13 protein-coding genes are annotated in these 13,636 nt (G+C 64.6%); 2 read left to right on the forward strand and 11 right to left on the reverse strand.

What is annotated here, in order from left to right; all coding sequences use genetic code 11:
* Positions 1-20 precede the first annotated feature (20 nt).
* On the reverse strand, positions 21-2,774 hold the full coding sequence (acnA, locus tag IE126_RS05560; RefSeq protein ID WP_108127242.1) for an aconitate hydratase AcnA: 2,754 nt from the start codon (positions 2,772-2,774) through the stop codon (positions 21-23).
* Positions 2,775-3,062: 288 nt separating this feature from the next.
* On the opposite strand from acnA, the gene IE126_RS05565 reads away from it, so the two are divergent.
* A complete protein-coding gene (locus IE126_RS05565) occupies positions 3,063-3,770 on the forward strand; it encodes a DUF1223 domain-containing protein (protein ID WP_189380412.1) in 708 nt (235 codons plus the stop codon).
* Here the strand turns inward: IE126_RS05565 and IE126_RS05570 are convergent.
* The 7 genes from IE126_RS05570 to IE126_RS05600 form a co-directional block, all read right to left on the reverse strand.
* Positions 3,767-4,645 (reverse strand): lysophospholipid acyltransferase family protein, encoded by an 879-nt coding sequence (locus IE126_RS05570; protein ID WP_189380413.1) that lies wholly within the window; start codon positions 4,643-4,645, stop codon positions 3,767-3,769. The genes IE126_RS05565 and IE126_RS05570 overlap by 4 nt on opposite strands.
* Complete coding sequence (locus IE126_RS05575; RefSeq protein WP_108127238.1) at positions 4,642-5,520, reverse strand: DMT family transporter; 879 nt, start codon at positions 5,518-5,520, stop codon at positions 4,642-4,644. Before IE126_RS05575 ends, IE126_RS05570 begins: the two co-directional genes overlap by 4 nt.
* Before the next feature lie 72 nt (positions 5,521-5,592).
* On the reverse strand, positions 5,593-6,663 hold the full coding sequence (locus IE126_RS05580) for a flagellar motor switch protein FliG (RefSeq protein ID WP_189380414.1): 1,071 nt from the start codon (positions 6,661-6,663) through the stop codon (positions 5,593-5,595).
* Between the two features lie 55 nt (positions 6,664-6,718).
* Positions 6,719-6,865 (reverse strand): hypothetical protein, encoded by a 147-nt coding sequence (locus IE126_RS05585; RefSeq protein WP_158640443.1) that lies wholly within the window; start codon positions 6,863-6,865, stop codon positions 6,719-6,721.
* A 10-nt stretch (positions 6,866-6,875) separates the two neighbouring features.
* Positions 6,876-7,400 carry a tetratricopeptide repeat protein gene (locus IE126_RS05590; protein WP_189380415.1) on the reverse strand — a complete coding sequence of 175 codons (525 nt, stop codon included), beginning with the start codon at positions 7,398-7,400 and terminating at the stop codon, positions 6,876-6,878.
* Between the two features lie 165 nt (positions 7,401-7,565).
* Positions 7,566-8,870 carry an adenylosuccinate lyase gene (gene purB, locus IE126_RS05595; RefSeq protein ID WP_054301220.1) on the reverse strand — a complete coding sequence of 435 codons (1,305 nt, stop codon included), beginning with the start codon at positions 8,868-8,870 and terminating at the stop codon, positions 7,566-7,568.
* 81 nt (positions 8,871-8,951) lie between these two features.
* Positions 8,952-9,536 carry a hypothetical protein gene (locus IE126_RS05600; RefSeq protein WP_189380416.1) on the reverse strand — a complete coding sequence of 195 codons (585 nt, stop codon included), beginning with the start codon at positions 9,534-9,536 and terminating at the stop codon, positions 8,952-8,954.
* Positions 9,537-9,614: 78 nt separating this feature from the next.
* On the opposite strand from IE126_RS05600, the gene IE126_RS05605 reads away from it, so the two are divergent.
* Positions 9,615-10,187: a TetR/AcrR family transcriptional regulator gene (locus tag IE126_RS05605; protein WP_189380417.1), complete on the forward strand. Its 573-nt coding sequence runs from the start codon at positions 9,615-9,617 to the stop codon at positions 10,185-10,187.
* Between the two features lie 4 nt (positions 10,188-10,191).
* Here IE126_RS05605 and IE126_RS25875 read toward each other — a convergent pair whose 3' ends face one another.
* From IE126_RS25875 to IE126_RS05620, 3 genes are all read right to left on the reverse strand, one after another.
* Positions 10,192-10,449, reverse strand: coding sequence for a putative hemolysin (locus IE126_RS25875; protein WP_054301217.1), 258 nt, complete (start codon positions 10,447-10,449; stop codon positions 10,192-10,194).
* 16 nt (positions 10,450-10,465) lie between these two features.
* Positions 10,466-11,809 (reverse strand): dimethylsulfonioproprionate lyase DddP, encoded by a 1,344-nt coding sequence (dddP, locus tag IE126_RS05615; RefSeq protein WP_189380418.1) that lies wholly within the window; start codon positions 11,807-11,809, stop codon positions 10,466-10,468.
* Between the two features lie 92 nt (positions 11,810-11,901).
* The gene (locus IE126_RS05620) at positions 11,902-13,512 is read right to left on the reverse strand and encodes a phosphoethanolamine transferase (RefSeq protein ID WP_189380419.1); all 1,611 of its coding nucleotides are present in this window, start codon (positions 13,510-13,512) and stop codon (positions 11,902-11,904) included.
* Between the last annotated feature and the right edge of the window lie 124 nt (positions 13,513-13,636).

The following is a 13,636-nucleotide window of genomic DNA, read 5'->3' on the forward strand; positions in this document are numbered from 1 at the left end:
TGCGGTCCGTTCAGTGCAGATCAGGCCGAGGCGAGGTTGCGCAGCACATAGTGCAGCACGCCGCCATTTTCGACATATTCGATCTCGATGGCCGTATCGATGCGGCACTTGATCTGGATCGTCTTCTCGGTGCCATCCGCGTATTTGATGGTGCAGGGCACCAGGCTCAGCGGTTTCAGGTCACCGGCAAGACCATGGATCGCCACGACCTCATCGCCCTTCAGGCCCAGCGTCTTGCGGGTGTCGCCGCCGGTGAACTCGAACGGGATGACGCCCATCCCGACGAGGTTGGACCGGTGGATACGCTCGAACGATTCCGCGATCACGGCTTTCACGCCCAGCAGCGCGGTGCCTTTCGCAGCCCAGTCCCGCGACGAGCCTGCGCCGTATTCGACGCCACCAAAGATGACCAGCGGCGTGCCTTCGGCCTGATAGGCCATCGACGCGTCATAGATTGAGGTCTGCTGACCATCCGGCCCCTTGGTGTAGCCGCCTTCAACGCCATCCAGCATCTCGTTCTTGATGCGGATATTGGCGAAGGTGCCGCGCATCATCACCTCGTGGTTGCCGCGCCGGGCCCCGTAGGAGTTGAACTCGGACACCGGAACCTGACGCTCCGACAGATATTTGCCGGCCGGGGTGGTCGCCTTGAACGAACCGGCGGGCGAGATGTGGTCGGTGGTGATCATGTCACCCAGCAGCGCCAGAACGCGGGCACCCTCGATGTCGTTGATCACACCTTTCGACTTGCCCATGCCCTGGAAGTAGGGCGGGTTCTGGATATAGGTCGAGCTCGGCGGCCAGTCGTAGGTTTCGCTGTCGGTGATCTCCACCGCCTGCCACTTTTCGTCGCCCTTGAACACATCGGCGTATTTGGTCTGGAACGCCTCGCGGGTCACGGTCTTTTCCACCAGATCCGCCACTTCGCGGTTGGTCGGCCAGATGTCCTTCAGGAAAACATCCTTGCCGTCCTTGTCCTGGCCGATGGGATCGACTGTCAGGTCGATGTTCAGCGACCCGGCGATGGCATAGGCCACGACCAGCGGCGGCGAGGCCAGATAGTTGGCGCGCACGTCGGGCGAAATCCGGCCCTCGAAGTTGCGGTTGCCCGACAGCACGGCGGTTGCCACCAGATCGTTTTCCTGGATAGCCTTGGAAATCGCCGGATCGCCCAGCGGACCCGAGTTGCCGATGCAGGTGGTGCAGCCGAAACCGGCGAGGTTGAAGCCCACGGCGTCCAGATCTTCCTGAAGCCCGGCAGCGTTCAGATATTCCGCCACGACCTGCGATCCCGGCGCCAGCGAGGTTTTCACCCAGGGCTTGCGGTTCAGACCCAGCGCACGGGCCTTGCGCGCGACCAGACCTGCCCCGATCATCACATAGGGGTTCGAGGTATTGGTGCAGGAGGTGATGGCGGCGATCACCACATCGCCGTCGGTCAGGGTGAAATCCTTGCCCTCGACCTTGACGGTCTTGCGCGGATCGGTGGCCGGGGCGGTTGCCACGGCGCCTTCACCGGCCATTTCGTCGGCGGCTTTCGACAGATCGACGCCACGGTAATCCGACACGACCTTGTAGAAGCCCTGCGAGGCAAGGTTCAGCGGAACGTAGTCCTGCGGACGCTTCGGACCCGAGATGGCGGGCACGATTTCCGACATGTCGAGATGCAGGGTCGAGGTGTAGACCGGGTCATAATCCGGGCCGCGCCACATGCCGTTTTCCTTGGCATAGGCTTCGACCAGCGCGATCCGCGATTCCTCGCGGCCGGTGTTGCGCAGGTAGCGCAGGGTTTCGTTATCGATCGGGAAGAAGCCGCAGGTGGCGCCGTATTCCGGGGCCATGTTGGCGATGGTTGCGCGGTCGGCCAGCGGCAGGTGATCCAGACCTTCGCCGTAGAATTCGACGAACTTGTTCACCACACCATGCTTGCGCAGCATCTGCACGACCTTCAGCACGAGGTCGGTGGCGGTGGTGCCTTCCATCATCTGCCCGGTCAGCTTGAAGCCCACGACCTCGGGGATCAGCATGGAAACCGGCTGGCCCAGCATCGCCGCTTCGGCCTCGATGCCGCCCACGCCCCAGCCCAGCACGGCCAGACCGTTCACCATCGTGGTGTGGCTGTCGGTGCCGACCAGCGTGTCGGGATAGGCAACCAGTTCACCATTCTGGTCGGTATCGGTCCAGACGGTCTGCGAGAGGTATTCCAGGTTCACCTGATGGCAGATGCCGGTGCCGGGCGGCACCACGCGGAAGTTGTTGAACGCCTTCTGACCCCATTTCAGGAAGACGTAACGCTCCATGTTCCGCTCGTATTCGCGGTCCACGTTCATCTGGAAGGCGCGGGGATGGCCGTATTCGTCGATCATCACCGAGTGGTCGATCACGAGGTCAACCGGGTTCAGCGGGTTGATCTTCTGTGCATCGCCGCCAAGGCCGATGATGCCGTCACGCATCGCGGCAAGGTCCACCACGGCCGGAACGCCGGTGAAATCCTGCATCAGCACGCGGGCGGGGCGGTAGGCGATCTCGCGCGGGTTTTTGCCGCCCATCTTGCCCCAGTCCGAAAAGGCACGGATGTCATCGACCGAAACGGTCTTGCCATCCTCGAAGCGCAGCATGTTTTCCAGCACGACCTTCAGCGCGGCCGGGAGTTTGGCGAACTCGCCCAGACCGGCGGCTTCGGCGGCGGGGATCGAGTAATAGGCGACCGACTGGCCGCCTGCGGTCAGGGTCTTTCTCGTTTTGCTGCTGTCGTGTCCGACGGTGACGGTCATGGTCGCCTCCTGGCTGTGGCTCGGAAATTCGGGCTCGGGTCCGTGGTATTCCCTCCGGTCATGCCGCAATGCGGCGCATCACGCAAGGGAATCTGCGGGCTTTGTATGCAATTGTATGCCGAAAATCCAGCGCTTTCTGATCCGCTCGGCACGGTTTTGCCGGGCACCGCCCGCAGGTCGCCCGGCGTCAGGATACGCTGCCTCGCGGTCTCTCGCAAAACCTTGATTGGCAAGCGGGGGGCTTGTTGGCTAGAACCGATACATCACGAGGGGATCGGGAAGACCATGATGCGCGATGCACTCAAAGCCGCATGCGGCCTCTGGCTTGCTTTTGCCGTGGCCGGGCAGGCGCAGACGGCAGCCGACCGGCCGGTGGTGGTGGAGCTTTATACCTCGCAGGGCTGTTCGTCCTGTCCGCCCGCCGATGACCTGCTGGCGACGCTGGCCGCCGATCCCGCCGTTATCCCGCTGGCCCTGCATGTCGATTACTGGGACTACATCGGCTGGGAGGACCATCTGGCCCAGCCCGGCTTTACCGCCCGCCAGAAAGCCTATGCCCGCGCCGTGCGCAGCCGCACGATCTATACCCCGCAGATGATCGTGAATGGCGGCACGCGGGTGGAAGGCAATGACCCCGAAGCGGTGCTGGAGGCCATTCGCAGCGCGCAGGGGGCCGGGTCGCCGGTGACACTGGAGGTGCAGCGCGAGGGCGGGCAGATCCGCGTCCGCGCGCAATCGGCCGAGGGGCCGGGCCTGCCGATGAAAATTCAGCTTGTCCGGTATCGCCCCGAGGAAACCGTGAACATTGAACGCGGCGAGAATGCGGGCCGTACTGTGACCTACCGCAACATCGTCACCGACTGGCAGCCGGTGGCCGAATGGCCGGGCCAGCCGCCGCTTGATCTCACGCTGCCGCTGGCGGGGGATGAGCCCGCGGTGGTTCTGATCCAGCGCGCCGGTCCTGCAGAGATTCTGGCCGCGCAACGCGTGAACTAAACCTTCCAGCGTTTGTGTATCCAGAACCACTGATCCAGATGGTCGCGCACATGCGCCTCCAGATGGTCGTTTAATGCCTGGGTCATCTGTTCTGCTGTCGTATGAGGGATCGGCGCGTCGACCAGTATGTCGAAGTCCAGCCCGTTTTCCTGCCGGATCGCATAGGTCGGCACCACCAGCGCGTCATATTTCAGGGCCAGTTCAGCCGCCGACAGCGCTGTCATCGCGTCATGGCCGAAAAATTTCAGCTTCACGCCCAGGTTCATGTGCTGGTCCTGCACAATGCCCAGAATCCCGCCTTCGCGCAGGAAGCGGATCATACCGGCCATGCCCTGCCGCCCGCGCGCGAACAGCGGCGTGCCAATGCGCGATATGGCGGCGACGTAATGCGCGTTGAAATAGCGGTTGGTCATCGGGCGATAAAGGCCGCCAACGCGGAATCCCCGTGCGATCAGCGCGGCGCGGCTGGCATCGTAATTGCCGAAATGCCCGGTCACCAGCACCACGGGGCGGTTCGCCGCCCGCGCCTCTTCCAGCGCGGCAAGTCCGGGGCCGTGCATCGGCGCGGCCAGTGCCCGTTCGATGAAAGGGGCGCCCGAATACAGTTCGATCACCGTGCGCCCCACATTGTCAGGCACCGCGCGCAACATGCGGCGGACCTCGGGCTCGGGCATGTCGGGGAAGATCCGGGCCAGATTGTCACGGATGCGCCGGTCATAACCTGCCAGCGGGGCGATGACCCGCGCGAAGATCCAGCCGCAAAGCGGCACCCGCCAGCGATAGGGCAGGGTCAGCAGCGTCCCGATCAGGCCACGCAGGACGAGGTTCTGAAGCCAGTGATCCACGCGGAATCGCGGCTTTTCCGATGGTTTCATTCCGGTCTCGGGTGGCGCGGGCGATCCCGCGTTTCGCGATGCCAGACATAGAGGCCCGCCCCCACGATCACAAGGGCGCCGACGACAGTCCAGAGATCGGGCCATTCGTCGAAAAGCAGCACGCCCCAGCCTGTCGCGAAGATGATCCCGACATAGCCGAAAGGAGCGATGGCCGAGGCTTCCGCCACCGTGAAGGCGCGGATCAGAAAGAATTGCGCCACCGACCCCAGCGCGCCGATCAGCAGGAATTTCCAGAGGTCGGCACTGGCAATGGGTTGCCAGATGCCCGGCATCATAACGCTGGTGGCAAATGTGCCGAACAGCGCGGAGTACAGCAGTGCGGTCGATGACCCCTCGCTGCGGCCAACATACCGGGTCGCCAGCGCGAAGGCGGCATAGCAGCAGGCGCAGGCCAGCGGCAGCAGGGCGGCGGGCTGGAATACGCCCAGACCGGGGCGAATGATGATCATCGCCCCCACGAGCGACAGGCCAATCCCGACCAGCCGGCGCGGGCCCAGCTTCTCGCCCAGGAACAATGCCGCGCCCAGTGTGATCAGAACCGGGTTCAGATCGGTGATCGCGGTCGCCTCCGCGAGGCCAATATGCCCGAGGCTGAGGAAGAAAAAGGCCGTCGCGCCGAACTGGAACAGCGAGCGCAGCGCCTGAAGGCCCGGATGCCGCGTGCGCAAGAGCTGGTGCAGACGCGGCAGGAAGACCAGCGTCACGATAACGGTCTGCCCGGTATAGCGTGCCCAGACCACCTGAAGTGCCGGGTAATCGGCCACCATGGTCTTGGCCAGCGCATCCATGCTGGTGAAGGTCGCAATGGCGATCAGCATCAGCAGGATGCCACGGGTAGTTTCGGTCTGGTGCATCTGCCTTCGCCTGTCTGGGTCCGGCAGACCCTAGGGGCGGGGCGCGGGAAGGGCAAGACGCGGTGGGCAGGGTCATTCCTCCTCTTCCTCACTGCGGATAAGCGTCAATTCGCCCTCGCGTTCCATGCCGCGAACCGCCTCGATCACGCTGGTCATGGCGGCTTCGGCGTCACGGTCCCGCACCTTGCCGCGTTCGGCGATTTCCTCTCGCAGGGTTTGCGCCATACGTTGCGAGAGGTTCGCGAGGATAAATTCTGCCGCCGCCTGCTGATCGGGGCTGCGGGCGCCTGCCAGTGCGGTGACCAGCGTCGGCTGGTCCACCGCGCGGGTCAGGCGCGGCACATCGCGCGGGGCCAGACGTTGCGGCAGGTGCACGAAGGTGAAAATCGCCTTGCGCACCTGTTCGGCAAAGCCTTGATCGGTTTCGTCCAGCCCTTGCAAGACCTCCTCTCGCGTGACGGCGGGGGAGACATTGAGGATCGCCCCCACCCGTTCCACCGGCCCCGCATCGAAGGCCTTGGCGGGCTGGTTGTCGAGCTGGGTCAGCAGCGACATCCCGATCCGCCGCACCGTGCCCGGATCGACATTGGCGGTGCGGGACATGGCATAGGCGACGCGCCGCGCCTTGTCGCCGGGCAGCTTGCCCAGCAGCGCCGCCGCCTTCGTCACGGGCAGTTTTGACAGCATGATGGCAGCGATTTCGGTACTTTCAACCTCCAGCACCGGGCGCAGCAGATCGGGGGGCAGGGCGGTGATCCGGTCCCATGGGTCGGCATCGGGGCGCAGCCCCACCATCCGGCGCAGCCGCGCCGCCGCCGCGCCGGAAATATGCCCGTCCATCAGGGACAATGCGCCCTCCAGACCGCCGGGGAAGCTGAGCCCGACCTGTTCCAGTTCCTCCAGAAACTCCGCCACCACCGCCTGCACCGTGCCGCGATCCACCAGCCGCATTTCGCCGATCTGCTGTGCGAGTTCGGTCTGCATCGCCTCGGGCAACGAGGACAGCGGCAGGGGTGAGCCTTCGGCCAGCATCAGCCGCACGATGATTGCCGCCTTCTGCCGCCGTGACAAATGCAGCGCCGTGCCCGGTGGCCGGGGCACGGCAATCTGGACAGGTTTGATCCGAGCAAGCGCCTGCGCCATGTCGCCTCCGGTGATTCTTCCGGGGTCAGGCTGACAGGCGCCGGTTAACGGGCGCTTAGCTGGAGATGGGTTCGCAGGATTTGGTGCCTGCGTTCCACTGCATCCCTTCGGCGCAGTTCATGGCGGTTTGCTGGTGGCAGCCTTCGGCCAGCACGGGGGCAGGCAGGGCGAGGCAGACAAGAACAGCAATTCTGAGGCGCATGGTTCCCTCCTTAATAGTTGGCGGTTTCTCCGGTCTCGATGGCATGGTTCAGGGCGCGCCAGGCCCAGCTTTCACGGTTGTCGATGGCGGCGAGCTGTTCACGGGCCATGCCGTATTCACCTTGCAGAACAAGAGCCTGCCCGTAATAGCTGCGGGCGAGGATATTGGCGGGATTGGCCGAAATCGCCTGTTCATAACGGGCCAGCCCGTCCTCGATCCGGCCGGAAATCCGCAGGGTGAAGGCGTCATAGGTCATCACGCGGTCGCTGTCGCCTTCGTGCATGGCAGCGAGCACCCGGCGCGCGTCGGCGGGACGTCCGGCCCAGGCCAGTTCGCGTACGGCACGGAAGCGGGCGTCGTCGTCCAGCCGCGATTCCTCGGGGTTCACGCAGGCCCTGGTCTTGTCGTCCCAGACCTGACCGTTCTTGCAGGTCTGCGATGTTTCGGTGGGTTTCGGCGGCTCGGTGTCATCAGACCCGGCGGCGAAGGCGGCGAAGGGCGTGACGGCAAGCAGTAGTGCAGGGATCAGGCGCATGGCGGTTCTCCTGTTTCGGGAAAGGATACCACGGTTCTGCCCTGTCGGGCAAAGAACCTGCACGGAGCCGGACCTTGTTCCGATGTGCGCGGGGCCTTTCAATGGGAAAGGGGCAGGCCATCCGGCCCGCCCCCCTGAAATGCCATTGTCCTGCGCCTGACGCTGTTACGCGCGGAACACCCGTGCGAAGATCGTATCGACATGCTTGGTGTGATAGCCCAGATCGAATTTTTCCTCGATCTCGGCGGGCGACAGGGCGGCGGTCACTTCCGGGTCGGCCAGCAGCTCGGTCTTGAAATCGGCGCCCTTCTCCCAGACCTTCATCGCATTGCGCTGCACCAGACGATAGGCATCCTCGCGGCTTACCCCTGCCTGCGTCAGCGCCAGAAGCACGCGCTGCGACATGACCAGCCCTTTGAACTTGTTCATGTTCTTCAGCATGTTCTCGGGGTAGATCACCAGCTTCTCGATCACCCCCGCCAGACGGTTCAGCGCGAAGTCGAGCGTCACGGTCGTATCCGGGCCGATGGCGCGTTCGACGCTGGAATGGCTGATGTCGCGTTCATGCCAGAGCGCCACATTCTCCATCGCTGGCACCACCGACATGCGCACCAGCCGCGCGAGGCCGGTCAGGTTTTCGGTCAGCACCGGGTTGCGCTTGTGCGGCATGGCCGACGAACCCTTCTGGCCGGGGCTGAAGAATTCTTCCGCCTCCAGCACCTCGGTGCGCTGCATGTGGCGGATCTCGATGGCGATATTCTCGATCGACGAGGCGATGACGCCCAGCGTGGCAAAGAACATGGCGTGACGGTCGCGCGGGATGACCTGGGTCGAGACGGGCTCGGGCACCAGACCCAGCTTTTCGCAGACATATTCCTCCACGAAGGGGTCGATATTGGCGAAGGTGCCGACGGCGCCTGAAATCGCGCCGGTGCGGATTTCCTCGCGCGCGGCGACCAGACGGGCACGGCCGCGATCCATTTCAGCATAGAACCGGGCGAAGGTCAGGCCCATCGTGGTCGGTTCGGCATGGATGCCATGGCTGCGCCCGATGCGCACGGTATCCTTGTGCTCGAACGCGCGGGTCTTCAACGCGGCCAGAACCCGGTCCATATCGGCCAGCAGGATGTCGGCGGCGCGGACAAGCTGGATGTTCAGCGTGGTGTCCAGCACGTCCGACGAGGTCATGCCCTGATGGACAAAACGCGCGTCTTCCGAGCCGATATGTTCGGCCAGGTGGGTCAGGAAGGCGATGACGTCATGCTTGGTCACCGCCTCGATTTCGTCGATGCGGGCCACGTCGAATTCCACATCCTTCGCGCGCCAGACGGCCTCGGCATTGGCCTTGGGGATCACGCCAAGCTGGGCCTGCGCGTCGCAGGCATGCGCCTCGATCTCATACCAGATGCGGAACTTGGTCTCGGGCGACCAGATGGCGACCATCTCGGGGCGGGAGTAGCGCGGGATCATCGGCGGGCCTTTCCTGACGGGGATGCGGGGTTGCGCCCCCTTAATCCGCAAGGGCCGGGCTGGCAAGGTGGCGGCGGTGCATTATCCGAAAGCGGCGCGCCATTCCTGCGGCACGGTGTAATCATGGATCAGCCCGGCCATCAGCAGAACAAGGCCGATCCCCAGCGCCAGCCCGGCGGCGGTCAGCAGGGGGAAGGCCCAGTGCTGCCCGGTGCGGCGCCTCAGCGCGATGCCGGTATGCAGGCCAAGCGCGGTCACGGCGGCGGTGTAATAGGGCGCGAAGAACAGCGCCCAGAGGCCGGATTGCATCCCGGCGGCGGCGAAATGCAGGTTGGTGTCGGTGCCCGTGGCGCGGGCGGCCAGCACCGCGCCGATGTGGATACAGAGGAACCCCGCGAGGGTGACGCCGGACAGTGCCTGCCAGCGGCGCAGGCCGCGCCAGCGCCAGGCCCTTCCACGCCACAACAGGCGCAGGCCAGTGGTGATCTGCATCGCGAAGGCGGTCAGCAGCAAGACCTCGACAACCGGCTGCCGCCAGAAGGCGCGGAAGGGGGCCGAGAGCGCCAGATGCAGCGCCGGTCCGGCGATCAGCCCCGCCAGGTGATGCGCTAGGTGGCTGATCAGGAAGGCGGCCAGTGCCAGGGCCGTGAGGCGATGCAGGGACATGGCCAATTCCATACGGTTGCGTATGGTTTGTGGCATGGCTGCTTGCCCCGAGTCCATACGCTATCGTATGGTTCGCGCATGACCATACCTGCCTTGCAGACAGACCGCACCCGCCTGACCCCTCGCGACTGGATTGCGGCGGGATTCAGGGCGCTGGTGAACGGCGGCGCCCCCGCGCTGCGGGTGGAGCCGCTGGCGCGTGGTCTTGGAACCAGCAAGGGTTCGTTCTACTGGCATTTCGCTGATCTGGCGGCACTGAAGGTGCAGATGGTCGCACTGTGGCAGCGGCTGGCGGAAGAAGAGATCACCACCACAGTGCTGGCCAGCGGGGTCGAGGGGCGGGCGGCGCTACAGGCGCTGATCGGGCGGATTTCCGTTGCACCGCCCGCCGCTTACGGTGGCGCCGGTGTCGAGCCCGCGCTGCGTGGCTGGGCGCGGACCGAACCACAGGTCGCGCAGGCGGTGGCGGCGATGGATGCGCGGCGGCTGGCGGTGCTGGAAGGCTTTTTCAAGCAAGCCCGTCACGATGATCCGGCACATGCGGCGCGGCTGTTCTATGCCGCGACGCTGGGGCTGATGGAGCTGCGACTGACCACAGGCGCCGATATGCGTGCGGGGCTGGAGGTGCAACTGGATGCGCTGCTGCCCTGACGGGTCAGAGCGCGTTCTTGCCGCGATAAAGCTGCCACTCCTCGACCACGGTGCCGTCGGGCATATGGCAATAGCCCGCCTCGCCCGCCTGTTCCTGCCGCATCTCCAGTCGCCCGCCCAGTTCTGCGCAATATTGCGAGGCGGGGTTCGACATGCTGGCCCAGCGGCTGTTCGACGCTTCGGCCGCCTGCCGGCCACCCCCGCCACCGCATCCCGCGCAAAGGGCCAGAGCGGCAAAGGCAAGGGCGGGGCGGAAGGGCATTGGCGGGCTCCGTCGGTCAGGCTTCGCCCGTCAGGCGCGGGTCGAAGGGATAGCGGGTCAGGTTCTCGCAGCCATTCTCCGTAATCAGCACCTGATCTTCAAGCTTGATCGAGAAGTCTCCGCCCTCCGGGCTGATCAGCGCCTCGGTGCAAAGCACCATGCCCGGTTCCAGTGCGACCTCGAAAGCGCCATCCACCCAGCCATCGGGGTAGGGCACGAAGGGCCATTCGTCGCACAGCCCGACCCCGTGCATCTTGCAGGAGTATTTCTGCTTCCAGTAGCGATCTTCCAGCTGATGCCCGCCGAAGGTCAGTTCGCGGATGGTGACACCGGGTTTCAGCCGGGCCTGATGGTCGCGGATATGGTCAAGCCCATGGTTCATCGCGGAAATCATCGCATTCGAGGGCCGTGCGTCGCCGATCCACCAGCTGCGGCTGATGTCGATACAGATGCCGTAGCTGCCGATCAGATCGGTGTCGAAGGCGACGATTTCATTGTTCTGAACGATTCGCGGCCCGCATTCCTGAAACCATGGGTTCGTGCGGGGGCCGGAGGCGAGAAGCCGCGTCTCGATCCATTCGCCGCCCCGGCGGATGTTGCCCTTGTGCAGTTCGGCCCAGATGTCATCCTCGGACACGCCGCCCTTCGGCACGTTTTCCCGTGTGAACGCTTCCATCCCGGCCATGGCGGATTCGCAGGCGTGGTGAGCGCAGCGCATGGCCAGAATCTCGTCCGGGCCCTTGATGGCGCGGGTGCGTTCCGTGATGATCTCGCCCTCCAGCACCTCGAACCCCGCCGCTTCCAGCGCGCGCAAGCCGTGGACCATGATCTTGTCCACCGCCAGCCGCCGGTTTGCTCCGGCATGGGCGCGCATCACTTCGTCCACCTGCGCGGCGAATGAACCGGCGTCCTGCGCGGTTCGGTCGCCGCAGACGTTGTAGAAGAAGCTCGCGCCCGAGCGCAGTTCCTTCACCAGCGGGTTGAAGGTCACGAGGAAGGGCGAGTTCTTGTATTCCCAGACCACCATATGCCCGTCAGCGCAGATCAGGCAGGCACGGAACGGGTTGTGGCTGTTCCAGAGCTGCATGTTGGTGGTGTCGGTGGCATAGCGGATGTTCAGCGGGTCGAACATCAGAAGACCGCCCACATCGCGCGCCACCAGCGCCCTGACCAGCCGGTCCCAGCGGTAATGGCGCATGCGGTCGAGGTCCGGCAATTCCAGCCCCGCCGCCGCCCATTCGGCAAAGGCAAGCTGGGTCGGCCCGATCTCTACGCGGTCATTGTCGTTGGGGGTGCCATCGCCCAGCCGGTCACCCCGGCTCGGGTCGATCTTGCGGCGGGTATCGGCATAGCTTTGCATGGCGGCCTCCGTGTCCGGGTTCAGACTGGGCCGCAGCATGGGAAAGGCGCGCGCCGGGATGCGACGCGCGCCTGTCGTTCTTGACCTCAGCCTCAGTTGCGGCAGTCGGCGGTCAGGTCCAGCGCCGGGTCACGCGCCTCGGTCTGGATGTCCAGCATCCCCAGCACCGTCGCAAACATGTTGTCGTGTGACAGGGTATCTGCCTTGCGGGCATCCAGACAGGCTTTCGTCAGGCCCAGCCGGCTTTCGGCCTCGGGCGAGACCCAGGTGACCATCGGCACATGGGTCTGTTCCGTCGGCGCCATGAACCAGGGTGCCGCATGGAGGTAGAGGCCGTTCTCACCCAGACTCTCGCCATGATCCGAGACGTAATACATCACCGGCACCAAATTCGGCGCCCCCGCCAGCATGTCGACCGTTTCGGCCAGAATGCGGTCGGTGAAAGCGATGGTATTGTCATAGGTGTTCACGATCTGCTCGCTGCTGCACTTGCCCAGCTCGCCGGTCTGGCAGGTTGGCGCAAAGGGCGCCGTCGCCGGATCGTAGCGCAGGTAATAGGACGGGCCGTGGCTGCCCACCGTATGCAGGATGATGGCGGTATTCTTTGTGATCTTCGGCAGTTCGGCGGCAAGCTGTTTCAGCAGGATACGGTCATCGCATTCCCCCAGCGCGCAGGCCACCGGATCTTTCTCCTTGTCATATTCCTGCTCGCCGATGCGCTTGGCGACATGCTGCGAGCCGGTGTTGTTGTCCCACCATTTCACATCAAACCCGGCGCGGACCAGCACATCGACCAGATTTTCCTGCGACAGCCCCCTGGTGTAGGTGTAATCCTCGCGCGGCAGGGCCGAGAACATGCAGGGCACCGAAACCGCGGTGGAGGTGCCGCAGGAGGTCACATCGGTGAAATAGGTGATGTCGCGTTTCGCCAGTTCAGGGTTGGTGTCGCGGCTGTAGCCGTTCAGTGACCAGTTGGCAGCGCGGCCGGTCTCGCCCACCACGATCACCGCCAGCACCGGCTTGCCGGGCTGCGACAGGTAGGGGCCCGCCTTCGCATCGGTGCCAAGGGGGGCCACCACGATGTTCTGGCTGCGCATGATCAGCTTGGCATAGCGGATGGTCCCGGTGATTGGCGCGCCGGGGTTCCAGGTCGCCATAAGTTCCTTCTGTTCGCGGAAGATCGCGGCGAAGCGGCTGTAGTCAGTCAGCAGCAGGCCGAGGCACAGCGCGAAGCTGACCACGGCGATGACCGCCGTGCGCAGCAGCTTCGGCAGTAAGCGCTCATCCTTCAGCGGCACCCAGAGCACGACAGCCGAAGGCAGGACACCGAAGATCAGCATGTCACGGATGAAGCCGAATGTGATCAGATGTCCGGCTTCGGTCGTGGTGGTGTTCATGACGTTCTGGATCATCTCGCGGTCGATGATCGTGCCGTAGGTTTCCAGAAAATGCGAGGCCGAGGCCGAGACGAGCAGCAGGAACACCAGAACGGGCTTCACGATCCAGCGCTGGCTGAACGGCAGGATCAGCGCGTAGAACAGGAAGAACAGCGCCGCCTCCAGCGTCACGAAGGCCAGGGGGGCGCCTTCGAAGATGCGGGCGCCGTTGCGGAAATGCGTGGCATTGGCCGTGGCCATGATGAACAGGCAGGTCAGCGCGACGAGCATCGCGGCGCTGAGCGGTTTGGGGCGGGGAAGGGTCATTCGCGGGTCCGTGGCTAAGCGGCCTGAAGGCTCGCAGGGCTGGGTCGGCATCTGGGCTGACGAGGACGGGCGGTCAATCGTACCCGACATGCTATATCGTCATCTGCAACCTGAGTTGCAGATG

This window comes from Gemmobacter nanjingensis, assembly GCF_014652195.1.
Lineage (GTDB): Bacteria > Pseudomonadota > Alphaproteobacteria > Rhodobacterales > Rhodobacteraceae > Gemmobacter > Gemmobacter caeni.

What these genes read in the sequence shown, in the direction of transcription:
- IE126_RS05600 (WP_189380416.1), bottom strand. Translation starts at nt 9,536, where the DNA reads ATGTCCCTGCATCGCCTCACGGCCCTGGCACTGGCCGCCTTCCTGATC.
- acnA (WP_108127242.1), bottom strand. Translation starts at nt 2,774, where the DNA reads ATGACCGTCACCGTCGGACACGACAGCAGCAAAACGAGAAAGACCCTG.
- IE126_RS05620 (WP_189380419.1), bottom strand. Translation starts at nt 13,512, where the DNA reads ATGACCCTTCCCCGCCCCAAACCGCTCAGCGCCGCGATGCTCGTCGCG.
- IE126_RS05565 (WP_189380412.1), top strand. Translation starts at nt 3,063, where the DNA reads ATGCGCGATGCACTCAAAGCCGCATGCGGCCTCTGGCTTGCTTTTGCC.
- IE126_RS05575 (WP_108127238.1), bottom strand. Translation starts at nt 5,520, where the DNA reads ATGCACCAGACCGAAACTACCCGTGGCATCCTGCTGATGCTGATCGCC.
- IE126_RS05590 (WP_189380415.1), bottom strand. Translation starts at nt 7,400, where the DNA reads ATGCGCCTGATCCCTGCACTACTGCTTGCCGTCACGCCCTTCGCCGCC.
- IE126_RS05585 (WP_158640443.1), bottom strand. Translation starts at nt 6,865, where the DNA reads ATGCGCCTCAGAATTGCTGTTCTTGTCTGCCTCGCCCTGCCTGCCCCC.
- IE126_RS05605 (WP_189380417.1), top strand. Translation starts at nt 9,615, where the DNA reads ATGACCATACCTGCCTTGCAGACAGACCGCACCCGCCTGACCCCTCGC.
- dddP (WP_189380418.1), bottom strand. Translation starts at nt 11,809, where the DNA reads ATGCAAAGCTATGCCGATACCCGCCGCAAGATCGACCCGAGCCGGGGT.
- IE126_RS05570 (WP_189380413.1), bottom strand. Translation starts at nt 4,645, where the DNA reads ATGAAACCATCGGAAAAGCCGCGATTCCGCGTGGATCACTGGCTTCAG.
- IE126_RS05580 (WP_189380414.1), bottom strand. Translation starts at nt 6,663, where the DNA reads ATGGCGCAGGCGCTTGCTCGGATCAAACCTGTCCAGATTGCCGTGCCC.
- IE126_RS25875 (WP_054301217.1), bottom strand. Translation starts at nt 10,449, where the DNA reads ATGCCCTTCCGCCCCGCCCTTGCCTTTGCCGCTCTGGCCCTTTGCGCG.
- purB (WP_054301220.1), bottom strand. Translation starts at nt 8,870, where the DNA reads ATGATCCCGCGCTACTCCCGCCCCGAGATGGTCGCCATCTGGTCGCCC.